The sequence below is a fragment of the Streptomyces sp. NPDC022910 genome (genome assembly GCF_055561075.1).
The window spans coordinates 189,123-214,215 of the sequence record NZ_JBVHHL010000009.1 but is presented as its reverse complement, the minus strand read 5'-3'; the positions used below and the strand labels follow the sequence as shown (position 1 = coordinate 214,215).

Annotated in this window: 20 protein-coding genes and 1 pseudogene; 18 read left to right on the top strand and 3 right to left on the bottom strand. The window is 69.2% G+C overall.

Annotated features, from left to right (window positions below):
* Positions 1-105: 105 nt before the first annotated feature.
* Together ACZ3TS_RS12195 and clpX are read left to right on the top strand one after the other, a co-directional pair.
* Positions 106-786 (top strand): ATP-dependent Clp protease proteolytic subunit, encoded by a 681-nt coding sequence (locus tag ACZ3TS_RS12195; RefSeq protein ID WP_467616497.1) that lies wholly within the window; start codon positions 106-108, stop codon positions 784-786.
* 192 nt (positions 787-978) lie between these two features.
* On the top strand, positions 979-2,265 hold the full coding sequence (gene clpX, locus ACZ3TS_RS12190; protein WP_467616494.1) for an ATP-dependent Clp protease ATP-binding subunit ClpX: 1,287 nt from the start codon (positions 979-981) through the stop codon (positions 2,263-2,265).
* Positions 2,266-2,337: 72 nt separating this feature from the next.
* Here clpX and ACZ3TS_RS12185 read toward each other — a convergent pair whose 3' ends face one another.
* Positions 2,338-3,273: a hypothetical protein gene (locus tag ACZ3TS_RS12185; protein ID WP_467616492.1), complete on the bottom strand. Its 936-nt coding sequence runs from the start codon at positions 3,271-3,273 to the stop codon at positions 2,338-2,340.
* Between the two features lie 139 nt (positions 3,274-3,412).
* Between ACZ3TS_RS12185 and ACZ3TS_RS12180 the strand changes: the two genes are divergently transcribed.
* From ACZ3TS_RS12180 to ACZ3TS_RS12130, 11 genes are all read left to right on the top strand, one after another.
* On the top strand, positions 3,413-6,037 hold the full coding sequence (locus ACZ3TS_RS12180; protein WP_467616489.1) for a valine--tRNA ligase: 2,625 nt from the start codon (positions 3,413-3,415) through the stop codon (positions 6,035-6,037).
* A gap of 84 nt (positions 6,038-6,121) precedes the next feature.
* Positions 6,122-7,630 (top strand): bifunctional tetrahydrofolate synthase/dihydrofolate synthase, encoded by a 1,509-nt coding sequence (gene folC, locus ACZ3TS_RS12175; RefSeq protein ID WP_467616487.1) that lies wholly within the window; start codon positions 6,122-6,124, stop codon positions 7,628-7,630.
* Positions 7,631-7,637: 7 nt separating this feature from the next.
* Positions 7,638-8,012, top strand: a complete 375-nt coding sequence (locus tag ACZ3TS_RS12170; RefSeq protein ID WP_467616485.1) for a DUF4233 domain-containing protein — start codon at positions 7,638-7,640, stop codon at positions 8,010-8,012.
* 150 nt (positions 8,013-8,162) lie between these two features.
* Entirely contained in the window at positions 8,163-8,576 is a 414-nt protein-coding gene (ndk, locus tag ACZ3TS_RS12165; protein WP_467616483.1) for a nucleoside-diphosphate kinase, read from the top strand.
* 342 nt (positions 8,577-8,918) lie between these two features.
* Positions 8,919-9,938: a rod shape-determining protein gene (locus ACZ3TS_RS12160; protein ID WP_059131610.1), complete on the top strand. Its 1,020-nt coding sequence runs from the start codon at positions 8,919-8,921 to the stop codon at positions 9,936-9,938.
* Between the two features lie 209 nt (positions 9,939-10,147).
* Positions 10,148-11,086 carry a rod shape-determining protein MreC gene (gene mreC, locus ACZ3TS_RS12155; RefSeq protein ID WP_467616481.1) on the top strand — a complete coding sequence of 313 codons (939 nt, stop codon included), beginning with the start codon at positions 10,148-10,150 and terminating at the stop codon, positions 11,084-11,086.
* A gap of 12 nt (positions 11,087-11,098) precedes the next feature.
* Entirely contained in the window at positions 11,099-11,767 is a 669-nt protein-coding gene (mreD, locus tag ACZ3TS_RS12150; RefSeq protein WP_467616480.1) for a rod shape-determining protein MreD, read from the top strand.
* A gap of 82 nt (positions 11,768-11,849) precedes the next feature.
* Complete coding sequence (gene mrdA, locus ACZ3TS_RS12145) at positions 11,850-14,102, top strand: penicillin-binding protein 2 (protein WP_467616478.1); 2,253 nt, start codon at positions 11,850-11,852, stop codon at positions 14,100-14,102.
* Complete coding sequence (rodA, locus tag ACZ3TS_RS12140; protein ID WP_467616475.1) at positions 14,099-15,298, top strand: rod shape-determining protein RodA; 1,200 nt, start codon at positions 14,099-14,101, stop codon at positions 15,296-15,298. Before mrdA ends, rodA begins: the two co-directional genes overlap by 4 nt.
* Positions 15,299-15,445: 147 nt before the next feature.
* Positions 15,446-16,954, top strand: a complete 1,509-nt coding sequence (locus ACZ3TS_RS12135) for a CYTH and CHAD domain-containing protein (RefSeq protein ID WP_467616473.1) — start codon at positions 15,446-15,448, stop codon at positions 16,952-16,954.
* Between the two features lie 367 nt (positions 16,955-17,321).
* On the top strand, positions 17,322-19,283 hold the full coding sequence (locus tag ACZ3TS_RS12130) for a TIGR03960 family B12-binding radical SAM protein (RefSeq protein WP_467616472.1): 1,962 nt from the start codon (positions 17,322-17,324) through the stop codon (positions 19,281-19,283).
* Between the two features lie 326 nt (positions 19,284-19,609).
* Here the strand turns inward: ACZ3TS_RS12130 and ACZ3TS_RS12125 are convergent, their stop codons facing one another.
* Positions 19,610-20,305: a DUF899 domain-containing protein gene (locus ACZ3TS_RS12125; RefSeq protein ID WP_467616470.1), complete on the bottom strand. Its 696-nt coding sequence runs from the start codon at positions 20,303-20,305 to the stop codon at positions 19,610-19,612.
* 230 nt (positions 20,306-20,535) lie between these two features.
* Between ACZ3TS_RS12125 and ACZ3TS_RS12120 the strand changes: the two are divergent.
* A pseudogene (locus ACZ3TS_RS12120) lies at positions 20,536-20,851 on the top strand (winged helix-turn-helix domain-containing protein); the annotation flags it as partial.
* Between the two features lie 405 nt (positions 20,852-21,256).
* Here the strand turns inward: ACZ3TS_RS12120 and ACZ3TS_RS12115 are convergent.
* Complete coding sequence (locus tag ACZ3TS_RS12115) at positions 21,257-21,670, bottom strand: cytidine deaminase family protein (protein ID WP_467616468.1); 414 nt, start codon at positions 21,668-21,670, stop codon at positions 21,257-21,259.
* A gap of 284 nt (positions 21,671-21,954) precedes the next feature.
* On the opposite strand from ACZ3TS_RS12115, the gene ACZ3TS_RS12110 reads away from it, so the two are divergent.
* The 4 genes from ACZ3TS_RS12110 to ACZ3TS_RS12095 form a co-directional block, all read left to right on the top strand.
* Positions 21,955-22,485, top strand: coding sequence for a GNAT family N-acetyltransferase (locus tag ACZ3TS_RS12110; RefSeq protein WP_467616466.1), 531 nt, complete (start codon positions 21,955-21,957; stop codon positions 22,483-22,485).
* A 15-nt stretch (positions 22,486-22,500) separates the two neighbouring features.
* Positions 22,501-23,610, top strand: a complete 1,110-nt coding sequence (locus tag ACZ3TS_RS12105; protein ID WP_467616464.1) for a hypothetical protein — start codon at positions 22,501-22,503, stop codon at positions 23,608-23,610.
* 48 nt (positions 23,611-23,658) lie between these two features.
* Positions 23,659-24,480: a TIGR03936 family radical SAM-associated protein gene (locus tag ACZ3TS_RS12100; protein WP_467616462.1), complete on the top strand. Its 822-nt coding sequence runs from the start codon at positions 23,659-23,661 to the stop codon at positions 24,478-24,480.
* Positions 24,481-24,743: 263 nt separating this feature from the next.
* Positions 24,744-25,093: hypothetical protein (locus tag ACZ3TS_RS12095; protein WP_467616459.1), on the top strand; the 350-nt coding region annotated here is incomplete at its 3' end.

The following is a 25,093-nucleotide window of genomic DNA, read 5'->3' as shown; positions in this document are numbered from 1 at the left end:
TCGTACGCCCGGTCTGGCCGTATGGGCTTCCACCGGGCCCGCCAAAGGGCCCCCAGCGCCCCTCCAGCCCCCAAGCCACCGCCTCAGCCCCTTTCAGGAGACACCGTGAACGACTTCCCCGGCAGCGGCCTCTACGACCGTGTGCGTGCCGAGTACACCGCCCCTGTTGCCGAGTCCCGCTATGTCATCCCGCGCTTCGTGGAGCGCACCTCGCAGGGCATCCGCGAGTACGACCCGTACGCGAAGCTCTTCGAGGAGCGCGTGATCTTCCTCGGCGTCCAGATCGACGACGCCTCCGCCAACGACGTCATGGCGCAGCTGCTGTGCCTGGAGTCGATGGACCCCGACCGCGACATCTCGGTCTACATCAACAGCCCCGGCGGCTCCTTCACGGCGCTCACGGCCATCTACGACACGATGCAGTTCGTGAAGCCGGACATCCAGACCGTCTGCATGGGTCAGGCCGCCTCCGCCGCCGCGGTCCTGCTGGCCGCGGGCACCCCGGGCAAGCGCATGGCGCTCCCGAACGCCCGTGTGCTGATCCACCAGCCGTACAGCGAGACGGGCCGCGGTCAGGTCTCCGACCTGGAGATCGCCGCCAACGAGATCCTCCGGATGCGTTCGCAGCTGGAGGAGATGCTGGCCAAGCACTCGAACACGCCGATCGAGAAGATCCGCGAGGACATCGAGCGCGACAAGATCCTCACGGCCGAGGACGCGCTGGCGTACGGCCTGATCGACCAGATCATCTCGACCCGGAAGATGAACAACGCAGAAGTCCGCTGACGCGAATCCACTCGATTCGGCATCGGATCTGTATCGTCTGCCGCTCCTTGGCACGGTTTGACACGATGCACGTCAAAGCGAACCGTGCCAAGGGGGGCCCGAACGGGGGGCCCGGCAAGGTACCGTCGGACATAAGGCAGCACCAGGAGCCGCTGGACGTAAGGCGTCTCCCAGGCGAAGGGGAAGCACACCGTGGCACGCATCGGTGACGGCGGCGATCTGCTCAAGTGCTCGTTCTGCGGCAAGAGCCAGAAGCAGGTCAAGAAGCTCATCGCAGGCCCCGGTGTGTACATCTGCGACGAGTGCATCGATCTCTGCAACGAGATCATCGAGGAGGAGCTCGCGGAGACGAGCGAGGTGCGGTGGGAGGAACTCCCCAAGCCCCGCGAGATCTACGAGTTCCTCGAGGGCTACGTGGTCGGCCAGGAGGCGGCCAAGAAGGCCCTGTCCGTCGCGGTGTACAACCACTACAAGCGGGTGCAGGCCGGTGAGAACGGCGGCGCCCAAGGCCGCGACGACGCCATCGAGTTGGCGAAGTCGAACATCCTGCTGCTGGGCCCGACGGGCTCCGGCAAGACGCTCCTCGCCCAGACCCTGGCCCGCATGCTGAACGTCCCCTTCGCCATCGCCGACGCGACGGCGCTGACGGAGGCGGGTTACGTCGGCGAGGACGTCGAGAACATCCTCCTGAAGCTCATCCAGGCGGCCGACTACGACGTCAAGAAGGCCGAGACGGGCATCATCTACATCGACGAGATCGACAAGGTGGCCCGAAAGAGCGAAAACCCTTCGATCACCCGGGACGTCTCGGGCGAGGGTGTGCAGCAGGCGCTGCTGAAGATCCTGGAGGGCACAACGGCCTCCGTGCCTCCTCAGGGCGGCCGCAAGCACCCCCACCAGGAGTTCATCCAGATCGACACGACGAACGTGCTGTTCATCGTGGGCGGCGCGTTCGCCGGCCTGGAGAAGATCATTGAAGCCCGCGCAGGGGCGAAGGGCATCGGCTTCGGTGCGACGATCCGTTCCAAGCGCGAGCTGGAGTCGAAGGACCAGTTCGAGGACGTGATGCCCGAGGACCTGGTGAAGTTCGGCATGATCCCGGAGTTCATCGGCCGCCTCCCGGTCATCACCTCGGTCCACAACCTCGACCGCAAGGCCCTGCTGCAGATCCTCGTCGAACCGCGCAACGCGCTGGTGAAGCAGTACCAGCGCCTCTTCGAACTCGACGGGGTGGAACTCGACTTCGAACGCGAGGCCCTCGAGGCCATCGCGGACCAGGCGATCCTCCGCCAGACGGGCGCGCGCGGTCTGCGCGCCATCATGGAGGAGGTCCTCCAGGCGGTGATGTACGAGGTCCCGTCCCGCAAGGACGTCGCCCGCGTCGTCATCACGGCGGACGTGGTCCTGTCGAACGTGAACCCGACGCTGATTCCGCGGGACGCCCGCGGCCGCGGGCCCGAGGAGCAGAAGACGGCGTAGTCACCGCCCCGCAGATGTGGAAGGGGCCCCGGTCAACCGACCGGGGCCCCTTCGCCCTCGGCGCGTGCAGCGTCACGCCGTGACGCGCACGTCCTTGCGGAGCTTGGCGGCGAGGTCGGCCGCGTCCTCCATGGAGCTGCTCTTGCCCGCGGCCAGACCGGCCACGTCGTACGCGAAGACGTAGGCGACGGTGCTGTGGTCACCCCAGACGCAGAACGGCATCCGGACCGTCTTGCCGCTGGTGGTGTCCTTGGTCTCGGTCTCCTGGCACTTCATGACGCCGTTCTCGAAGCCGTCGGGCGTGAACGCCTGCGGGCTGCCGACGAGCTTGCCCTCGGAGGAGTCCTTCTCGGCGCTCTGCTTCGACTTGGCGAGCATCGAGTCGACGACCTTCTCCGGGTCGTCGATGGTGCCGTACAGGCCGCTGAACGTCACGGTCTTGGCGGTGGCGCCGCTGCCTGAGGCGTAGACCGCACTGACGTCCTTGGGGTTCTTGATGCCCCACGACTCCGCGTCCTTGATGTCGGAGTCGGTCATCTTGCCGGTCTGGGAGTTGCCGGACTTCTTGTACTGGCCGCCGATGACGGCGTCCGGCGCCGTCAGCTTGTGCGGGCCGTCGTCCGCGACCGAGCCGCCGCCTCCGCCCCCGCCGATGACGAAGTACGCGCCCACCGCGATCGCCGCCACGACCGCCACGGCGCCGATGATCAGCCCCGTCCTCTTCTTGCCGCCGCCGGGAGCGGGCGGCTGCGGGACGCCGTAGGGCTGCTGGCCGTAGGGGGGCCGGCCGTACGGCGGAGCGGGCTGCTGCCCGTACGGGTTGTGCTGGGGCGGGACGCCCTGGGGAGCCTGCTGCGGATAGCCGTAGCCGGGAGCCGACGGAGCCTGCTGGGGGTATCCGTAACCGGGCTGGGGTGCCTGCGGCGGCTGGCCGTAGGGGCCCGGCTGACCGTACGGTCCGGGCTGCTGGGGCTGCCCGCCGTACGGGCCCGGCTCGTTGTAGCTCATGTTCTGGGTTCCCCTCCAGAGACTCTTGTGCGTTTCCGACATCCTGGCGCAAGCGGGGGGACACCGGGGCGGCGTGGCGCTCACCGTTACCAAAGAATCGTGTTTCGGGACGGGCCGGTGACACCCCTAAACTGACTCCGTGACCGAGAACGCTCAGCAGCAGCCATCAGCGCCCTACACCGAACTGCCGACCCAGTACGCGCCGGCCGACGTAGAGGGGCCGCTGTACGAGCGCTGGGTAGAGCGGGGTTACTTCGAGGCCGACGAGAAGAGCGACAAGCCGCCGTACACCATCGTCATCCCGCCGCCGAACGTCACCGGCAGCCTGCACCTCGGGCATGCCTTCGAGCACACGATCATCGACGCCCTCACCCGCCGCAAGCGCATGCAGGGCTACGAGACGCTGTGGCAGCCCGGCATGGACCACGCGGGCATCGCGACCCAGAACGTCGTCGAGCGGGAGCTCGGCAAGGAGGGCAAATCCCGCCACGACCTCGGCCGTGAGGCCTTCGTCGAGCGCGTCTGGCAGTGGAAGGCCGAGTCCGGCGGGCAGATCTCCGGGCAGATGCGACGGCTGGGTGACGGTGTCGCCTGGTCGCGCGAGCGGTTCACGATGGACGAGGGCCTGTCCCAGGCCGTCCAGACCATCTTCAAGCGGCTCTACGACGACGAGCTCATCTACCGCGCCGAGCGCATCATCAACTGGTGTCCGCGCTGTCTCACCGCGATCTCCGACATCGAGGTCGAGTACCAGGACGACGACGGCGAGCTCGTCTCCATGAAATACGGCGAGGGGGACGACACCATCGTCGTCGCCACGACCCGTGCGGAGACCATGCTCGGCGACACCGCCGTCGCCGTTCACCCCGACGACGAGCGCTACAAGCACCTGGTCGGCAAGCTCATCAAGCTTCCGCTCACCGACCGGTCCATCCCGGTCGTCGCGGACGAGCACGTCGACCCCGAGTTCGGCACCGGTGCCGTCAAGGTGACGCCGGCCCACGACCCGAACGACTTCGAGATCGGCCAGCGCCACGACCTGCCGGCCATCACCGTGATGGACGAGCACGCCGTCATCACCGTGCACGGCCCCTTCCAGGGCCTGGACCGCTTCGAGGCCCGCTCCGCCATCGTCGCCGCGCTGCGCGCCGAGGGCCGGATCGTCGCCGAGAAGCGCCCGTACATGCACTCGGTCGGCCACTGCTCGCGCTGCAAGACCACCGTCGAGCCCAGGCTCTCCATGCAGTGGTGGGTCAAGGTCGGCCCGCTCGCGCAGGCCGCCGGTGACGCGGTCCGCGAGGGCAAGGTCAAGATCCACCCGCAGGAGATGGAGAAGCGGTACTTCGACTGGGTCGACAACCTCCACGACTGGTGCATCTCCCGCCAGTTGTGGTGGGGCCACCGGATTCCCGTCTGGTACGGCCCGAACGGCGAGGTCGTCTGCGTCGGCCCGGACGAGGAGCCTCCGGGCGGCGAGGGCTGGCGTCAGGACACGGACGTCCTCGACACCTGGTTCTCCTCCGGCCTGTGGCCGTTCTCCACACTGGGCTGGCCCGAGCAGACCGAGAGCCTGGAGAAGTTCTACCCGAACTCCGTCCTGGTCACGGGCTACGACATCCTCTTCTTCTGGGTCGCCCGGATGATGATGTTCGGCCTGTACGCGATGGACGGCACCCCGCCGTTCCACACCATCGCCCTGCACGGCATGGTCCGCGACCAGTTCGGCAAGAAGATGTCGAAGTCCTTCGGCAACGCGGTCAACCCGCTGGACTGGATGGACAAGTACGGCTCGGACGCGCTCAGGTTCACTCTGGCCCGCGGCGCGAACCCGGGCGTCGACGTCCCGATCGGCGAGGACTGGGTCCAGGGCTCCCGCAACTTCGCGAACAAGATCTGGAACGCCACCCGCTTCGCGCTGATGAACGGCGCGACGGTCGAAGGCCCCTTGCCGGACGCCTCGAAGATGTCGGCGACGGACCGCTGGATCCTGTCCCGGCTGAACTCGGTCGTCGCCGAAGTCGACGCCCTGTACGAGGACTTCCAGTTCGCCAAGCTGTCCGACGCCCTCTTCCACTTCGCGTGGGACGAGGTCTTCGACTGGTACGTCGAGCTGTCCAAGACGACGTTCCAGGCAGGCGGCGAGGCGGCCGAGGTCAGCAAGCGCGTCCTGGGCGAGGTCCTGGACGTGACCCTGCGGATGCTCCACCCGATCGTCCCGTTCGTCACGGAGACGCTGTGGACCACCCTCACGGGCGGTGAGTCCGTCGTCGTCGCGGACTGGCCGCAGGACAGTGGCTTCCGGGACTCCGCCGCCGAGAAGGAGATCGAGACCCTCCAGTCGGTCATCACCGAGGTCCGGCGTTTCCGCGCCGACCAGGGCCTCCAGCCCGGTCAGCGCGTCCCGGCCCGGCTGACGCTGGACGGCACGGCTCTCGCCCCGCACGAGGCGGCCATCCGCCAGCTGCTGCGTCTGCAGCCGGAGGGCGAGGGCTTCACCGCCACGGCGACCCTGCCGGTCGCGGGCGCCACGGTCACGCTGGACCTGTCCGGCACCATCGACGTGGCGGCGGAGCGCAAGCGCCTCGCCAAGGACCTCGCCGCAGCCGAGAAGGAGAAGGCCCAGGCCACGGCGAAGCTCGGCAACGAGGCGTTCCTGGCAAAGGCTCCGGACCAGGTGGTGGAGAAGATCCGCACGCGGCTCGCCAAGGCGGACGAGGACATCGCGCGGATCCAGGCCCAGCTGGAGCGTCTGCCGCAGGCCTGAGGGTTCGTACGTCGGTGAAGGCCCCCGGAGCTGTTCCGGGGGCCTTCACCGACGCCTGTCACCTGCCCTCCGTAGACTGGCCTCGTGAGTGACCTGCCCCCGCGTGACCCCAATGAGAGCGATCCCTTCGAAGACATCGTCGCGGCCGAGACCGACCGCGACCCCGATCTCGTGGTGATCGAGGCCGGCAGCCGCACCCTGCGCACGCAGGGCGGCCCGCCGCAGGCAGACGTGCCCACGCGGCCCGCCGACCCCGAGGCCGAGAAGGCGCTGCGGGCGGTCGAGGCCGAGCTGGCCACCCGCTGGGGCGAGACCAAGCTGGAGCCGTCCGTCAGCCGCATCTCGGCGCTGATGGACGTGCTGGGAGAGCCGCAGCGGTCGTATCCGTCCATCCACATCACCGGGACCAACGGCAAGACCTCCACCGCCCGCATGATCGAGGCCCTGCTCGGTGCCTTCGAGCTCCGCACGGGCCGCTACACGAGCCCCCACGTCCAGTCGGTCACCGAGCGCATCAGCCTCGACGGAGCGCCCATCTCCGTCGAGCGGTTCATCGAGACGTACGACGACATCAAGCCGTACGTGGAGATGGTCGACGGGCAGCAGGAGTACCGGCTCTCCTTCTTCGAGGTGCTCACCGGTATGGCGTACGCGGCCTTCGCGGACGCGCCCGTCGACGTCGCGGTCGTCGAGGTCGGCATGGGCGGCAGCTGGGACGCCACGAACGTCATCGACGGGGACGTCGCGGTCGTGACCCCCATCGATCTGGACCACACCGACCGGCTCGGCGGGACGCCCGGCGAGATCGCCCAGGAGAAGGCCGGCATCATCAAGCAGGGCGCCACCGTCATCCTGGCCCAGCAGCCGGTCGACGCGGCCCAGGTGCTACTGAAGAAGGCCGTGGAGGTGGACGCGACCGTGGCCCGCGAGGGCCTGGAGTTCGGAGTGGTCTCCCGGCAGGTGGCGGTCGGCGGCCAGCTCGTCACCCTGCGCGGCCTCGGCGGCGAGTACGACGAGGTGTACCTGCCGCTGCACGGCGCCTACCAGGCGCACAACGCCGCCGTCGCGCTCGCCGCCGTCGAGGCGTTCTTCGGCGTGGGCTCCCAGCGGCCCGAGCCGCTGGACGTCGACACCGTCCGCAAGGCCTTCGCCTCGGTCTCCTCCCCGGGCCGTCTGGAGGTCGTACGGCGCTCCCCGACGGTCGTCCTGGACGCCGCCCACAACCCGGCGGGCGCCCGTGCCACCGCCGACGCCATGAGCGAGGCCTTCGACTTCAGCCGGCTGATCGGGGTCGTCGGAGCGAGCGGCGACAAGAACGTCCGGGGTCTCCTGGAGGCGTTCGAACCGGTCTTCGCCGAGGTCGTGATCACACAGAACTCCAGTCACCGCGCGATGGACGCCGACGAGCTGGCCGCGATCGCGGTCGAGGTCTTCGGCGAGGAGCGCGTCCAGGTCGAGCCGCGGCTGCCGGACGCCCTGGAGGCCGCGATCACACTTGCCGAGGAGGAGGGGGAGTACGCGGGTGCCGGCGTGCTCGTCACCGGTTCCGTCATCACCGTCGGCGAGGCCCGACTGCTCCTGGGGAAGGGCTGACTCTTTCGTGCGTACGCTCTGTGCTTCGACCCTGATCGGCGAGTTCTTCGTCATCGGCTTCGCCGGTCTCGTCGCGATGAAGGACCCGAGCCTGTCCACGGGCACGGTCTGGACGGTCAGCGGTATCGCCATGGCGCTCAGCATTCTGCTGTGCGGTCTGATCACCCGCCCCGGCGGCGTCCAGCTGGGCTGGGCGCTGCAGATCGCGCTGATCGCCGCCGGGTTCGTGGTCCCCACGATGTTCTTCCTCGGCGCGATCTTCGCGGCGCTGTGGTGGGCGTCGGTCCACTACGGAAGAAAGATCGACGAGGCGAAGGCGCGCTTCGCGGCGGCCGCGGGGAACGAGAACAACTCGGATACCGCTAGCCCGTCCGGCGTATGAGGACGAGGCCGTTCGGGTCAATCGGGGGCCGGGGTCGGAGCCCCCGGGAGCGGCCACCCGAGCGACCCCCGCAGCCTGACGCTGCGTAACAGACTCCCGGACCCGCCCTGTAGCCTCATCCTCCCGCACAACCGATTAAGGAGCCCTCTCGTGACCTCGCGCACCCTCGTCCTCCTCAAGCCCGACGCGGTCCGTCGCGGGTTGATCGGCGAGATCATCAGCCGTATCGAGCGCAAGGCCGGCTGGACCATCAGCGCGCTGGAGCTGCGCACCCTGGACCAGGACACGCTGGAACAGCACTACGGCGAGCACAAGGGCAAGCCCTTCTACGAGCCGCTGGTGGAGTTCATGGCGTCCGGCCCCGTCGTCGCGCTCGTCGTCGAGGGCGAGCGGGTCATCGAGGGCCTGCGCGCGCTCGCCGGCCCGACCGACCCGATCGCCGCCGCCCCGGGCTCCATCCGCGGCGACTACGGCGTCATCGTGCGCGAGAACCTGATCCACGCCTCGGACTCCGAGGAGTCGGCCGAGCGCGAACTGAAGATCTTCTTCCCCGGCCGCTTCTGAGCGTACGGGCGATGAACTTCTGAACGCGTCTTGTGAAGAATTCTGAGGGTTTGTCACGTCACCCGGATGCCTGAACGGGGGCGGCCGAAAAATCCGGCTGCGGAAACCCGGCCGCCCCATGGCATATGCGTGCCGTTCGGGGGAACGGCTACCCCCAAAAGCCCGTCTCCACAAGCGAGACGACGCGTCATCTGCTGACAATGGCGAAGACCCTCGCGCAGTGTTTCGTGCAGGCGAGACTACGATGTAAGCCTTCACGTCACAGCACCCACTTCGCCGCCCCAACGCAAGCCGTCACACGCTCACCTTGGGAAGGCCAGACAAATCCTGATGGGGAACTCAATGTCGTTCATCGGCCGTGACATGGCTGTCGACCTCGGGACCGCCAACACGCTGGTGTACGTCAGGGGTCGCGGAATCGTGCTCAACGAGCCGTCCGTCGTCGCGATCAACACCAACACCGGTGGCATCCTCGCGGTCGGCGCGGAAGCGAAGAAGATGATCGGCCGGACGCCGGGCAACATCGTCGCCGTGCGCCCCCTGAAGGACGGCGTGATCGCCGACTTCGAGATCACCGAGCGGATGCTCCGCTACTTCATCCTGAAGATCCACAAGCGGCGGTATCTGGCTCGTCCGCGGGTCGTCGTCTGTGTGCCGTCGGGCATCACAGGTGTCGAGCGCCGTGCCGTCATCGAGGCGTCCTCCCAGGCCGGCGCCCGCCAAGTGCACATCATCGAGGAGCCCATGGCCGCCGCCATCGGCTCCGGCCTGCCGGTCCACGAGGCCACGGGCAACATGGTGGTGGACATCGGCGGCGGCACCACGGAGGTCGCGGTCATCTCGCTCGGCGGTATCGTCACCGCCCAGTCCATCCGCGTCGCGGGTGACGAGTTGGACAACGCGATCATCCAGCACATCAAGAAGGAGTACTCGCTCCTCCTCGGTGAGCGGACGGCCGAGCAGATCAAGATCACGATCGGTTCCGCGTACGACCTCGACTCCGACGAGCACACCGAAATCCGGGGCCGGGACCTGGTCTCCGGGCTGCCCAAGACCGTGGTCATCTCGGCCGCCGAGGTCCGCAAGGCGATCGAGGAACCGGTCAACGCGATCGTGGACGCGGTCAAGACGACCCTCGACAAGTGCCCGCCGGAGCTGTCCGGTGACGTCATGGACCGGGGGATCGTCCTCACCGGCGGCGGGGCCCTGCTGCGCGGTCTCGACGAGCGACTGCGCCGGGAGACCGGCATGCCGATCCACATCGCCGAGGACCCGCTGGACAGCGTGGCGCTCGGCTCAGGAAAGTGCGTAGAGGAATTCGAGGCACTCCAGCAGGTGCTGGACGCCCAGCCCCGCAGATGACGCGACGCGTCGATTCCGCCGTACGAGACGATCTCCTCTCGTGCGGCGGATCCTTGATATAGAGGCATAAACTCCCCATACCACCCCCCGGGTTGCGCCCACCGGGTTGTGCCTGCCAGGTATTGCTCGTCGGGTTCGTGCCCACCGGGCACCGCGCACCCGGGGCGCCCGCCCCACACATTCCGACGAGGAAGGCACGGCCGCCGCACGTGAGGGACACACGAGAGAGCCGGCTGCTCCTGGTGCTGCTGATCGCCATCGCGTTCGCTCTGATCACGGTGGACATCCGCGGCGGCCAGGACTCACCGGTCGAAGGTGCCCGCCAGGCCGCCGCCACGGTCTTCGGCCCGATCGAGAACGGGGTGTCGTCCGCCGTCGACCCCGTCGGCAACGCGATCGCGGCCGTACGCGACTCCGGCAGCAGGCACGACCGCATCGCCCAACTGGAACACGACAACGCCGCGTTGAAGGCGAAGCTGGGCAGCGACGACCGCAAACGCAGTCGGCTCAAGCAGCTCGACAAGATGATCCGGGTGGCGGGCGAGGGACAGTACGGGATCAAGGGTGCCGAAGTCATCGCGATAGGAGCGGCCCAGGGTTTCTCCTGGACCGTCACCATCGACGTGGGCGCGAACGACGGCATCAAGCGCGACATGACCGTCCTCAACGGCGACGGGCTCGTCGGCCGCGTCACCACCGTCGGCCCCGACACCTCGACCGTGCTGCTGGCCAACGACCCGGACTTCACGGTCGGTACCCGCTTGGAGAACAGCGACGAACTCGGCTTCGCCTCGGGGCAGGGCGACCGTCCGCTGCGCGTCCAGCTCCTCAACGGCAAGGCCGACGTGAAGAAGGGCGACCGGCTGGTCACCTTCGGCTCGCTGGCCGACCGGCCTTTCGTGCCCGGCGTCCCGGTGGGCGTGGTCTCCCGGGTCGACCCGTCCGGCGGCGGCCTGACCCGCACGATCTATGTGAAGCCGTTCGCGTCCTTCACCAAGCTGGACGTCGTCGGCGTCGTCGTCCAGGCGCCCAAGAAGGACCCACGCGACACCGTTCTGCCCCCGCAGCCCAAGCCGACGCCCACGCCGACCGTGACGGTCACCGTCACTCCTTCGGCCCCCGACACCGGCCAGCAGCAGACGCCCTAGGAGCTGAACCAGATGCGCCTCAACCGGATGCTGCTCTCCACCACCCTGGTGGTCGTAGCCCTGGTCATCCAGGTGAGCGTCCTCGCCCGCCTCCATCTGCCCGGCGCCGTCCCCGACGTGGTGCTGCTGACCGTCGTCGGCCTCGCCCTGGTCTACGGCCATGTCGGCGGCTGCCTCATCGGCTTCGGCGCGGGCCTGCTCTCCGACCTCGTCCCGCCCGCGGACCACGCCGCAGGCCGCTACGCCCTCGTGCTCTGCGTCATCGGCTATCTCGCAGGACTCGCCCGGCCCGAGAACGGCCGCCTGAAGTCCGCGACGGGCCCGATGACCGTGGTGGTCGCCGCCGCTGTCGGCTCGACCCTGCTGTACGCGGGCGTGGGAGCCCTGGTGGGCGACACAGCGGCCCGCCATGTGGGCATGGGCAGCCTGCTGTTCACGGCCGCGCTGTACGACCTGCTGCTCGCGCCGTTCGTGGTCCCCGGGATCATGGCGCTGGCCCGCCGCGCCGACAACGACCCGCTGGCCGAGACCAACTCCGCCAAGGCGGCCGACGTCTCCTCCGGCTGGCTCTCCGCCGGCACCGGACTGCGCATCGGCAGCCAGCGCGGGGGACTGCGGGTCAAGGCGGCCAAGGCCCGGGTGGCCCGCGCCGGGCGCATCAAGGGGGTCAAGCGGTTGTGAACAGCGGCAAGCCGGCGCCTGGTCCCACAGGTTGGCCGTGTACTCGTAGGACGCGTACGTGCACTGAGAGGGGGCGGCAGCAGTGACCAATATCCCCGAGACCGGACGGACCCCACGCGTCCAGATCCGGCTCGTCGTCATCCAGATCCTTGTCCTCTCCCTCCTCGGCACCCTCGGCGGCCGTCTGTGGTACCTCCAGATCCGCAACGGCTCCGAGTACGCCAAGGAGGCCACCGGCAACCACGTCCAGCAGGTCGTCCAACCCGCCGTGCGCGGCGACATCCTGGACGCGCGCGGAGTCCCGCTCGCCGACAACGAGACCCGGCTCGTGGTCTCCGCCTCCCGCACCGACCTGCTGAAGATGAAGGACGACGGCAAGGCGGTCCTCACCAAACTGGCCGGCGTCCTCGGCATGAAGCCGCAGGAGGTCATGGACAAGGTCCGCCTCTGCGACGCCAAGACGCCGCAGCCCTGCTGGAACGGCTCGCCGTACCAGCCGATCCCGATCACCGACGAGGCCACCCCCAGGCAGGCCCTGCAGATCCGCGAGCGCTCCGAGGACTTCCCCGGCATCACCGCCGAGCCCGAGGCCCTGCGCCGCTACCCGAGCCCCGGCGAGGCCAACACCGCCCAGGTTCTCGGCTATCTCTCGCCCGTCACCGACGGCGAGATCCAGCAGGCCAAGGACACCGACTCGCCCTATCTGCGCTCCGACATGGTCGGCCGCTCCGGCCTCGAGCGCCAGTACGACAAGGTGCTGCGCGGCAAGGCCGGAGTCACCCGCTACGAGGTCGACAACCTCGGACGCGTCATCGGCAAGGCCAAGAGCGACACCGCCGAGGCCGGCTCCAACCTGATCACCAGCATCGACGCCCGTGTCCAGCGGGTCGCCGAGTACGAGCTGGACAATGCGATGAAGATCGCCCGCACCCAGTTCGACAAGATCACCGGTGAGAACTACAAAGCGGACTCCGGTGCCGTCGTCGTGATGGAGGCCAAGACCGGCCGTGTCGTCGCCATGGCGTCCGCCCCGACCTACGACCCGAACGTCTGGGTCGGCGGCATCTCCGCCAAGGACTACAAGCAGCTCACCGGCAAGGACTCCGACTACCCGCTGCTCAACCGCGCCATCCAAGGACAGTCGGCACCCGGCTCGACCTTCAAGGTCGTCTCCACGGCCGCCGCGATCGAGGCCGGCTACCCCTTCGACGGCAACTACCCGTGCACGAGTTCGTACTCGGTCGGCGGCCAGGTCTTCAAGAACTTCGAGGGCGAGAGCTTCGGCCCGATCTCCCTCGGCCGCGCCCTGGAGGTCTCCTGCGACACCGTCTTCTACGGCCTCGCCGACAACGAGTGGAAGAAGGACGGCGGCATCAACCCCAAGAAGGGACAGCCCAAGGACTACTTCTACAAGGCCGCCCACCAGTTCGGCCTCGGCAAGCCCACCGGCATCGACCTGCCCAACGAGGTCTCCGGCCGCGTCCCCGACCGCCAGTGGAAGCAGAGCTACTGGGAGGCCAACAAGGACGCCTGGTGCAAGACCGGCAAGAAGGACGGCGACTACGTCCAGAAGATCGCGTACGAGAATTGCCTCGAGGGCAACAAGATGCGCGAGGGTGACGCGATCAACTACTCCATCGGCCAGGGTGACACGCTCCTGACGCCGATCCAGGAAGCGGTCATCTACTCGGCGATCTCCAACGGCGGCACCCTGTGGAACCCGAGCATCGGCAAGGCGGTCGTCAGCCCCGACGGCAAGCAGGTCACCGAGATCAAGCCCAAGTCGCACGGCAGGCTGCCGATCGACCAGAAGACGCGGGACGTCATGGAGCAGGCCCTCGCGGGCGTCGTCACCCGCGGTACCGCCGCCTGGAAGTTCGGCGGCTGGCCGCAGGACAAGATCCCGCTGCACGCCAAGACCGGTACCGCGGAGGTCTACGGCAAGCAGACCACGTCGTGGCTGGCCACCTACACCAAGGACTACACGGTCATCATGACGATCGCCCAGGCGGGTACGGGCTCCGGCGCCTCCGGCGAGGCCGTGCACAACATCTACGACGCCCTGTACGGCGTTCAGAAGGACGGCTCCATCGACGAGAAGAAGGCCCTGCTGCCCACCCCGCAGAAGAGCCTCCCCAAGATCCAGCCCGACGGCTCGATCGTGGCCCCGAAGATCGAGAAGTACGACCCGAACGCGGACCAGGCCGGCGGGCAGGACCAGCAGGGCACGCCCACCGACAGCCCGTCGGCCACCGTGCCCTCGCCGACCGCGAGCAACCGCACCACCCGCAGGCTCACGGCCCGCCCGAAGAAGAGGCGGAGGATCCTCACGTGACCGGAGCGAACAACTTCTCCGTCTCCGGGTACGGGCCCGAACGGGCCCGCTGGACACGGGTCTTCGCCCGTGACGGCCTGGCGCGCCGCCTCGACTGGCCCATACTGCTGTCGGCCACCGCCCTGTCCCTGATCGGCATGGCCCTCGTCTACTCGGCGACCCGCAACCGCACCGAGATCAACCAGGGTGACCCCTACTACTTTCTGATCCGGCATCTGATGAACACCGGCATCGGGTTCGCCCTGATGATCGGTACCGTCTGGCTCGGCCACCGCACACTGCGTACGGCCGTGCCGATCCTGTACGGCATCTCGGTGTTGTTGATCCTGCTGGTGCTCACCCCGCTGGGTGCGACGGTCAACGGCGCCCACGCGTGGATCGTGCTGGGCGGCGGCTTCTCCCTCCAGCCCTCCGAGTTCGTGAAGATCACGATCATCCTGGGCATGGCGATGCTGCTTGCCGCCCGGGTCGACGCCGGAGACAGGCCCTACCCCGACCACCGCACCGTGGCCCAGGCTCTGGGCCTGGCCTCCGTTCCGATGCTGATCACCATGCTCATGCCGGACCTCGGCTCGGTCATGGTCATGGTCATCATCGTGCTCGGGGTGCTGCTCGCCTCCGGCGCCTCGAACCGCTGGGTGTTCGGCCTGCTGGGCGCCGGAGGCCTGGGCGCGGCCGCCGTGTGGCAGCTGCACATCCTGGACGAGTACCAGATCAACCGCTTCGCCGCCTTCGCCAACCCCAGCCTGGACCCCGCCGGCGTCGGCTACAACACCAACCAGGCACGTATCGCCATCGGTTCCGGTGGACTGACCGGCGCGGGCCTCTTCCACGGCTCGCAGACGACGGGCCAGTTCGTGCCGGAACAACAGACCGACTTCGTCTTCACGGTCGCGGGGGAGGAGCTGGGCTTCGTCGGCGCGGGACTGATCATCGTGCTGCTCGGCGTCGTTCTGTGGCGGGCCTGCCGGATCGCCCGCGAGACGACCGAGCTGTACGGCACGATCGTGGCCGCCGGCATCATCGCCTGGTTCGCCTTCCAGTCCTTCGAGAACATCGGCATGACCCTCGGCATCATGCCGGTCGCCGGCCTTCCGCTGCCGTTCGTCTCGTACGGCGGCTCGTCGATGTTCGCCGTCTGGATAGCGGTGGGACTCCTGCAATCGATCCGGGTGCAGCGACCGATGTCGGCGTAGGGCCGCATTTCCCATCGATGGATGGCGGATGGCGGATGGAGGACGGCGGACGGCGGACGGCGGGGGGACGCGGGGAAGGCGCCAGGCCCCCCGGTTCTCCTTCGGCGGGCTCTGCCCTAACGGCCCAGATGCCACTAGATTCAGTGCATGGCGGACACGAAGCGCGAAATCGAGCGGAAGTACGAGGCCGCGGCCGGGGACAAACTGCCCGATCTGACCGGCGTCGGCGGCGTCTCGGCCGTCATCGACAAGGGCGTCGCCGAACTCGACGCCACCTACTACGACACGGCCGACCAGAGACTGGCCGGCGCCTCCCTGACCCTGCGCCGCCGCACCGGCGGCGGCGACGCCGGCTGGCACCTCAAGCTGCCGGTCGCCGACGGCGTCCGCGACGAGATCCACGCTCCGCTCTCCGACACCGTCCCCCGGTACCTGTCCGGACTCGTCCGCTCCCGCGTCCGCCACGCCGAACTCGTCCCTGTCGTCCGCCTGCGCTCCGCCCGCGACCTCCGTCACCTCGTCGACGCCGACGGTGCCCTGCTCGCCGAGGTCAGTCTCGACCGGGTCCACGCCGAGCGGCTCAGCGGCGGCACGGGCACGGCCGAATGGACCGAGATCGAGGTCGAACTGGCGAACGAGGGCGACCCCGCCTTCCTCGACAAGGTCGACAAGAAGCTCCGCAAGGCGGGCGTCAGCCGCTCCTCGTCTCCGTCCAAGCTGGCCAGGGCACTGGACGAGACCGGCAGGCGCATCAAGCCGGTCGCGCCCGGAGAGGAGAAGACTCCGGTCACCGCGGGCGACCACGTCCTCGCCTACGTCCGCGCCCAGCGGGACGCGATCGTCGAACTGGATCCCGCGGTGCGCCGGGACGTCTTCGACTCCGTGCACTCCATGCGCGTGGCCACTCGCCGGCTGCGCAGCACGTTCCGCTCGTTCGGCAAGGTCCTGGACCGCGGCGTCACCGACCCGATCGCCGACGAGCTGAAGTGGCTCGCGGGCGAGCTGGGCGTCGACCGCGACCGGGAAGTCCTCACCGAGCATCTGACGACCGCCCTGTCCGAACTGCCCCGGTCAGTGGTCTCCGGCCCGGTCCAGGGCCGCCTGCACACCTGGTCGAACGCCAAACGCGGCGGCTCCCGAAGCCGGCTGATCACCGTCCTGGACAGCGACCGCTACCTGAACCTGCTGGACACCCTGGACGCCTTGATCGCCGACCCGCCCCTGCTGGGTGCTGCCGCCAAGGACCCGTCGAAGGTGATCGCCAAGGCCGTACGGAAGGACTTCCGCAAGGTCGCCGATCTGGTCGGACAGGCCCTGGACCTGCCGCCGGGCCAGGACCGCGACATCGCGATGCACGAGGCCCGCAAGAAGACCAAACGCACCCGGTACGCCGCCGAGGCCGCGGCGCCGGCCCTGGGCAAGCCCGCCGCGACCCTGGTCAAGTCGATGAAGTCCCTGCAGACCCTGCTCGGCGACCACCAGGACAGCGTGATGACCCGGGAAGCACTGCTGGAGCTGTCGGTCCAGGCGCACGCGGCGGGGGAGAGCACCTTCACCTACGGCGTCCTGTACGGCCGAGAGGAACAGCGCGCGGCAACCGCGGAGGCGGCACTGCCGGAGACGTGGCGGACGGTGGAGGGGCAGGCGCGGGTGTGAGGGGACGGTGGGCTCGGGCTGAGCGGGCCGTGGCCTCGGGCTGAACGGCGCGCGGAGCAGGTCTGGGCGGGCAGGGGCGCGGTTGTGGGGCGGGCGGGGGCGTTGGCCTTGGCGGACGGTGCGCTCGGGGCTGAGCGGGCGCGGCCGGTGCAGGTCTGGGCGGGCGCGCGTCTGAGCACGCGGTAGGCGCATGCTGAGCGGGGGCAGGACGGCAGGGCGGCGGCGGACGGGGCGATGAGGTCCAGGTCGGCCGCTCTCCGGAGGCCAGGCCGGTCGGCCGCCTTCCGGGCGTCCGAAGCGGGGTTGCGGTCGCGTTAGGCTTGATGGTCACCCCTGCCAGTCCCGTCCAGCTCACGAAAGTCGCGAGATGTCTGCCGAATCGGTCTTCCCGCAGCTCGAAGCTCTGCTCCCGCATGTGCAGAAGCCGATCCAGTACGTCGGCGGAGAGCTCAACTCCACGGTCAAGCCGTGGGACGCCTGTGACGTCCGCTGGGCCCTCATGTACCCCGACGCCTACGAGGTCGGCCTGCCCAACCAGGGCGTCATGATCCTCTACGAGGTCCTGAACGAGCAGGAAGGCGTCCTCGCCGAGCGCACCTACAGCGTGTGGCCGGACCTGGAGGCCCTGATGCGGGAGCACGACGTCCCGCAGTTCACGGTGGACAGTCACCGCCCGGTGAAGGCGTTCGACGTGCTGGGCCTGTCCTTCTCCACGGAACTGGGCTACACGAACATGCTGACGGCCCTGGACCTGGCCGGCATCCCGCTGGAGTCCAAGGACCGCACCCTGGACGACCCGATCGTCATGGCGGGCGGCCACGCGGCCTTCAACCCCGAGCCCATCGCCGACTTCATCGACTGCGCGGTGATCGGCGACGGCGAGCAGGCGGTCCTGGAGGTCACGAAGATCATCCGCGCCTGGAAGGCGGAGGGCCGCCCCGGCGGCCGCGAGGAGCTGCTGTTCCGCCTGGCGAAGACGGGCGGGGTGTACGTTCCGGCGTTCTACGACGTGGAGTACCTCCACGACGGCCGTATCGCCCGTGTGGTCCCCAACAAGTCGGGCGTCCCGTGGCGCGTGTCCAAGCACACGGTCATGGACCTGGACGAGTGGCCCTACCCGAAGCAGCCCCTCGTCCCCCTCGCGGAGACGGTCCACGAGCGTATGTCCGTCGAGATCTTCCGGGGCTGCACGCGCGGCTGCCGCTTCTGCCAGGCAGGCATGATCACCCGCCCTGTCCGGGAACGCTCGATCACCGGCATCGGCGAGATGGTCGACAAGGGCCTGAAGGCGACGGGCTTCGAGGAGGTCGGCCTCCTGTCCCTGTCCTCGGCGGACCACAGCGAGATCGGTGACATCGCCAAGGGCCTGGCGGACCGCTACGAGGACGACAAGATCGGCCTCTCGCTCCCGTCGACCCGGGTGGACGCCTTCAACATCGACCTGGCGAACGAACTGACGCGCAACGGCCGCCGCTCAGGCCTCACCTTCGCCCCCGAGGGCGGCTCGGAACGCATCCGCAAGGTCATCAACAAGATGGTCTCGGAGGACGATCTGATCCGCACGGTCGCCACTGCCTACGGCAACGGCTGGCGCCAGGTGAAGCTCTACTTCATGTGCGGCCTGCCGACGGAGACGGACGACGACGTCCTCCAGATCGCCGACATGGCCACGCACGTGATCCAGAAGGGCCGCGAGGTCTCCGGCTCCAACGACATCCGCTGCACGGTCTCGATCGGCGGCTTCGTGCCCAAGCCGCACACGCCCTTCCAGTGGGCCCCGCAGCTGTCGGCGGAGGAGACGGACGCCCGTCTCGAAAAGCTCCGCGACAAGATCCGCGGTGACAAGAAGTACGGCCGCTCGATCGGCTTCCGCTACCACGACGGCAAGCCGGGCATCGTCGAGGGCCTGCTGTCCCGCGGCGACCGACGGATCGGCGCCGTCATCCGCGCGGTCTACGACGACGGTGGCCGCTTCGACGGCTGGCGCGAACACTTCTCGTACGACCGCTGGATGCAGTGCGCGGACAAGGCGCTGGCGGACTTCGGCGTCGACGTCGACTGGTACACCACCCGCGAGCGCACGTACGAGGAGGTCCTCCCCTGGGACCACCTCGACTCGGGCCTCGACAAGGACTGGCTCTGGGAGGACTGGCAGGACGCACTCGACGAGACGGAGGTCGAGGACTGCCGTTGGACGCCGTGCTTCGACTGCGGGGTGTGCCCGCAGATGGATACTTGGGTACAAGTAGGCCCGACCGGCAAGAAGTTGCTTCCGCTGACGGTCAAGAACGCTGGTCCGACGCCGGCTTCGAGCGGTCACGCGCACTGACGTGATCGAGGCACTCGACCGGGTGATTGAGGCGCTGGCGGGGATGACTGGGCCATCACCGGGTCGCCGGCGTGCAAGCGCAGTGCCCGTTGACGAAGGTAACCGACAGCCAGGAGGATCAGCAGAAGCGCGGCAGCCAGCCACACCACCATGGCGCCGGTCCGCAGCCCCGGGAAACTCCGTGTGGCTGCGATGTGCGGCCACGCCAAGGGCGGACCGCACAAGCGCGGCACCCGCTTGCCGGGCGTCAGCGACGCCGGGCGATGGTCACACCGTCGCTCACCGGCGGCATCACCGAGTCCACCCGCTCATCGGCCGTGATCAGTTCAGCCGCCGCCGGAGCCCGAGCCGTAGAGCGCACCGATGTCCTTGGACGTCGCCCATCGGCTGTAGGTGGGCGACTGAGGCCAGCCCTCGGGCGAGTCCTGCCATTCCTCCTGCCGTCCGTACGGCAGGACATCGATCAGCGCGAAGGTGTGACTGAGCTGCTCGGTACCCCGACCGTTGGTGTGCCAGGTGCGATAGACGGTATTGCCCTCGCGCAGGAACACGTTGACCGCGAATCCTCCGTCGGGCGGTGCGCCGACGTCGGCCCCGAATGAGCTGTCGGCAGTCGAGTACCACGCCATCTGGTTGCCGACCCGCTGCTTGTAGGCGAGTGCCTCTTTGATCGGGCCCTGGGTGACGATGACGAATCGCGCATCGTAGTTGTCCAGGAACTCCAGGCGGGTGTACTGCGAGGTGAACCCCGTGCAGCCCGGGCACTGCCATTCCTTGCCGGCGAACCACATGTGGTTGTAGACGATCAGTTGCCTCTTGCCTTCGAAGACGTCCGCCAGCCGAACGAGGCCGTCCTCGCCCTCGAGGGTGTAGTCGGGCATCTCGACCATCGGCAGGCGACGACGCTCGGCGGCGATGGCGTCAAGCTCCCGTGTCGCGGCCTTCTCCCGGGCGCGCAGTGCCTCGAGTTGGCGCTCCCAGGTTGTGGCGTCGACGACGGGTGGTAGTGCGTGGGTGGTCATGGTCCCCTCACAGAGCTCGTGCGCGGCTTTCGCTTGTACAGAGGTAGACCCCACCGGGCTCCGGAACTCATCGGTGACCCGACGTCCCCGGCCGCCCGCCGCCGCTGTGCGCAGCTGCGGCGGGCCTGAAGCCTGCGGGTGCCCTCGCCGCCGTTCAGCTCCCGCACCCGGGCCATGCCCTCCTCGCCGCGCTCGGCCACCAGCTCTTCCGGGGCTTCGTTGCGCCCGACCGCCGGGTACGGCCGGCCGCGCCGCCCGTACTGGAACGGGCGGGCATCCGGCTGGACCCCCATCTGCTGGAGACGCACCAGGACGGGCGGTACGTGGCTGTCGCGCAAGGAGTTCGCGGTGCTGGAGGAGCTGCTGCGGGCGCAGGGCGGGCCGGGTGCCGGCGGAGACGCTGCTGGAGCGGGGGTGGGACGAGAACGACGAGAACATCGACCCGTTCACGACGATCGTGCGGGTCCCGATCCGCGGGCTGCGTCGCAAGCTGGGCGGCCCGGCCGTCGTGGGACCGTCACGGGAGTGGGGTACCGCATCCGATGAGCACGGGCAGCCGACTGAGCACGGGCAGCCGACTGAGCACGGGCGGCCGACGTGGCCCGGTGACGACGGACACCGCGACACGGATCGCGCCGGGAGCGTGCCCGAGCCGCGGCGGCGCCCACTCCTGCGGTGCTGTGGCCCGGTCGCGACCCCGGCTCGGAAACCCGCACGCGAGACGGGTGTGGGCGCCGCCTCAGCGCAGGTGCGCCAGGACGAGCAGGGCCTGGCAGCCACTCCATCCACGCTCTGAAGTCAGGCCTGCCAATTGGTCATCGGGAGCCCGTACTGCCACTCCGCGTGAAATCCAGGAACAGCCTCGCTTTGCCGTCTGATCGATGCAACGCGGGAGCGGCCCACCATGGTGCGGCAGCCGTGCGTGCGGGATACGTCGAGAACGCTGTGCCGCTACTCGACATCGCGCTGGTGGTCGGCCCAGACGTAGCTTTCGGGCAGCAAGTCGGTGATGAGGACGGTACGGATGTGGCCCGCTTCGCCGACGATGACCTCGAGGGCGGGGAAGTAGTCGAGCAGGACCTGACGGCATCGGCCGCATGGGGGAACAACCCCTCGGTCGCGGTCGCCCACGGCGACGACGGTGTCCAGCTCGTAGGCGCCCTGGGCGGCTGCGGCGCCGATGAGGACCAGTTCGGCGCAGGGGCCTCCCGTGAAGTGGTAGGCGTTCACCGCGGTGATGATCCGGCCGTCCCGGGCACGGGCTGCGGCTGCCACGGTGTGGTTGTCGCCCCGGCAGCGAGTGCGAGCGACGTGGGCCGCGGCCTGGATGAGTTCGTGATCGACGTGCTGGGTCTGTGTGGTCATCTTCCCCGCCTTCGTAGGGTCTCAGGCGACGTTGCCCTGCGTGGTCGGTGCCGTCCAGCGTGACAGGGCGGGCGAGCTCGACATACGCGGCGCTTTCGGCTCCCACCACCGGGGCATCGGCCAGCCGGTCGTCTGAGCAGTCGTCCGAGCCGATTCGACGGTAGCCCGCCGCATCCTGGATGCGGCTGCCTGCTGATGTTGCCTCGGTCGGACGGACTGTGAACGTCCGTCAGGTAAGAAAAAAACCATGGGTGTTGTCTCGTGGGCGCTCGCAGAATGAGGCAATGCCGCAGCTGACCCTGCCTCGTGTGCGCTTCCATGACTCCTTCCTCGTCGCCGTACGGGAGTTCGCCGACGCGGGCGAGCTGACCGCGAACTCCCTGCTGACGCACGAGATCGCGCGGTACGGGGACACCTGGGACGACCCCGAGGGCTTCGCGGCGTACGTGGCGATGCTGCGTTCCGAACGAGAACGCCCGCGTCGGAAGGACGGGGTTGCGCAGACCACGCTGTGGTACGCGGAGGGCGACACCTTCCTCGGACGCCTCGCCCTCCGTCACCGGCTCACCCCGTTCCTGCTGGAGTACGGCGGCCACATCGGGTACGACGTGCGCCCCGGGGCCCGGCGGCGCGGGTACGCCACCGCGATGCTGCGGGAAGCACTGCCCCTCTGCCATGAGCTGGGCGTCGATCCCGCGCTCGTCACCTGTGACACCGCCAACACCGCTTCCCGCAGGGTGATCGAGGCGAACGGCGGGCAGTTCGAGGACGAGCGCGGCGGCAAGCTGCGCTACTGGATCCGTACGGGCCGCTGAGGCGTCTACGCCGGTATGGACCTGGAGAAGCCGTCGCCGCAGCAGCCCGCCGAGGGGTGCCTCACCGTGGCGATCCGCCTTCCCGTGCGGATCGTCGTGCTCGTGCTGGTCGTGCCGGTGCGCATGGTGTGGGACGCACTGGTCGTCGGGGGACGGTTCCTGCGCGACACCCTGCTGCGACCGGTGGGCCGCGCCCTGCTGTGGGCGGCGTGGGCGGTGTTCGTATGGCCGTGGATGACGCTGTGGCGGTACGTCCTCGTGCCGCTCGGGAGGGGAATCGCCTGGCTGGGCCGTGTCCTGGTCGTGGTACCGGCCGTGTGGCTGCACCGGTACCTGCTGACGCCTCTCGGGCACGGTGCCGCCTGGGTGTTGCGCGGGATCGGCGCCGGATGCGCCTGGGTGTATGCGCGAGTGCTGACCCCCGTGGGCCATGCCGTCACAGGGCTGCTCAAGGGTGTCGGGTACGTGCTCGCCGCCCTCGGAGGCGCGGTGTACGTGGTGGTGGCGTGGCTCGTGAGGTGCGTGGTCGTCGCACCGGCGGGATGGCTGTACCGGTATGTGTTGACGCCTGTCGGGCACGCGATCGCCTGGCTCGCGGGTGGTGTCGTACGGCTCGTACGCGCGATCTTCACCGGTATCGGCGTCGCTCTGTACTGGATCCTGCGTGTGCTCCTCGTGCTGCCCGCGCTCGCCGTCCGGCGATGGGTCCTCACCCCGGTCGGTCGCGTCCTCGCGGTCCTCGGGCGCGAGATCGGTGCCGCGCTCGGCCATGCCTGGCGCGTCGCCGGGCACGTCTCGCTTGCCGTGGGCCGGTTCCTCGGCACCCTCTTCCGGTGGATCTTCGTGGAGCCGGTGAGGTGGGCGTACCGGACGGTGCTGACACCGATCGGGCACGTCCTGCGCGACACGGTCCTGCGGCCCGCCGCCGAGGCCGCGCGCGGCGTGGGCCGGGCGACGCGGCAGGCACTTGCTGCCGCACGCGAGTCCGCGCGGCAGGCCCGCGCCGACTTCCGCCGCATGCTCTTCGGGGATTCCCGTGAGCCGCGGGCGGTCTCCCGGCGGGAACCCACGGACGGTGAGACGCGTACTCTTGGTAGCAGTACGACCGCTCTCACAAAGGACTGAACGACACTGGGCAAGCGACAGCCCGAAGGCCCGCCGCCCGCACCCGCGGTGCAGCGCATCCGACTGCGCTACACCAAGCGCGGCCGCCTCCGGTTCACCAGCCACCGTGACTTCCAGCGCGCCTTCGAGCGTGCGTTGCGCCGTGCCGAGGTGCCGATGGCGTACTCGGCCGGGTTCACGCCGCATCCGAAGGTGTCGTACGCCAATGCCGCACCCACCGGCACGGGCAGTGAGGCGGAGTACCTGGAAATCGCGCTCACCGAGGCGCGCGACCCGGACAAGCTGCGCGAACTCCTCGACGAGTCGCTGCCCGCCGGGCTCGACGTCATCGAGGCGGTCGAGGCCCGTACGTCGGGGCTGGCCGACCGGCTGACGGCTTCCGTGTGGGAGCTACGGCTGGACGGCGTGGACCCGGCGGACGCCCGGCGCGCGGTCGAGGCCTTCAATGCGGCCGGGACCGTCGAGGTCCAGCGCATGACCAAGAACGGCATGCGCACCTTCGACGCCCGCCCCGCGGTCGCGGAACTCGAGAGCCTGGAAACACGCAGTTCGCAGTCCGGCGCGAGAGTCGGTTCCACCGGAGCGGCTTTCGCCGCGCATCCTGATGGGCCGACCGACCAGCCCTGTGCGATACTGCGGCTGGTTGTTCGGCACGTGACGCCTGCCGTACGACCCGACGACGTCCTGTCCGGTCTCCGCGCCGTGGCCGACCTGGCGCCGCCGGTCCCCGCAGCGGTGACCAGGCTGGCGCAGGGGCTGTTCGATGAAGAGACCGGCACGGTGACCGACCCGCTCGCGCCCGACCGCGAGGCAGCAGCGACCGAGCCGCACCCGGCCGCCGCGACTGCCGCCGCGACGGCGCCGGAGTAAGGAAGGTTCCGCGTAGGGACGGACGTCGTAGCGCCGCCCTCGTACTCGGGAGCCACCTGGGTCGGGCAGCGCACCCACCAGAAGACTTTCGCCAGGCCGTACGCGACATGGTGTACGGAACCGGCGAGACAGGACACAGAAAGCTCCCGTGTGGCGCCCGCGCCCCGGACGGCGGCACCGCGCATCGCGCGAGCCGCGGACGTCACCGGCATCATCGCCGGACCAGGCGCGGCGCCCGGGAGCCTGACGGGAGATACGCCCGCATGCTCGAACCGACCGAACCCATCGAGGGTTCCGAAAACAACACCCCCAGCGACACCCTGCCGCCGCGTCGCCGACGCCGCGCCGCGTCGCGCCCGGCGGGACCGCCGACAGTCGCGGCCGACGCCGCGACCGAGGCCGTGACCGCGACGGGGCCGGCCGTACCGGCCGCAGCGGAGACCGCACGGCCCGTTGAGGCGGTAGAGGCCGTCGAGGCCACTGGGGCAGAAGAGATCGAAGAGACGGAAGCGGTGGCCGAGGTCGCCGTGCCGGAGGCGGAGGCTGCAGCCGAGGAGGAGGCGGCTCCGCGTCGTGCGCGTCGTCGTGCCACGCGTCGCGTGTCCGCGCCCGC

Excerpts from the sequence above, each read along its gene's own strand:
- ACZ3TS_RS12185 (WP_467616492.1), bottom strand. The coding sequence starts at position 3,273 with ATGAGCTACAACGAGCCGGGCCCGTACGGCGGGCAGCCCCAGCAGCCC.
- ACZ3TS_RS12160 (WP_059131610.1), top strand. The coding sequence starts at position 8,919 with ATGTCGTTCATCGGCCGTGACATGGCTGTCGACCTCGGGACCGCCAAC.
- mreD (WP_467616480.1), top strand. The coding sequence starts at position 11,099 with ATGCGCCTCAACCGGATGCTGCTCTCCACCACCCTGGTGGTCGTAGCC.
- ACZ3TS_RS12135 (WP_467616473.1), top strand. The coding sequence starts at position 15,446 with ATGGCGGACACGAAGCGCGAAATCGAGCGGAAGTACGAGGCCGCGGCC.
- ACZ3TS_RS12130 (WP_467616472.1), top strand. The coding sequence starts at position 17,322 with ATGTCTGCCGAATCGGTCTTCCCGCAGCTCGAAGCTCTGCTCCCGCAT.
- ACZ3TS_RS12125 (WP_467616470.1), bottom strand. The coding sequence starts at position 20,305 with ATGACCACCCACGCACTACCACCCGTCGTCGACGCCACAACCTGGGAG.
- ACZ3TS_RS12115 (WP_467616468.1), bottom strand. The coding sequence starts at position 21,670 with ATGACCACACAGACCCAGCACGTCGATCACGAACTCATCCAGGCCGCG.
- ACZ3TS_RS12110 (WP_467616466.1), top strand. The coding sequence starts at position 21,955 with ATGCCGCAGCTGACCCTGCCTCGTGTGCGCTTCCATGACTCCTTCCTC.
- ACZ3TS_RS12105 (WP_467616464.1), top strand. The coding sequence starts at position 22,501 with ATGGACCTGGAGAAGCCGTCGCCGCAGCAGCCCGCCGAGGGGTGCCTC.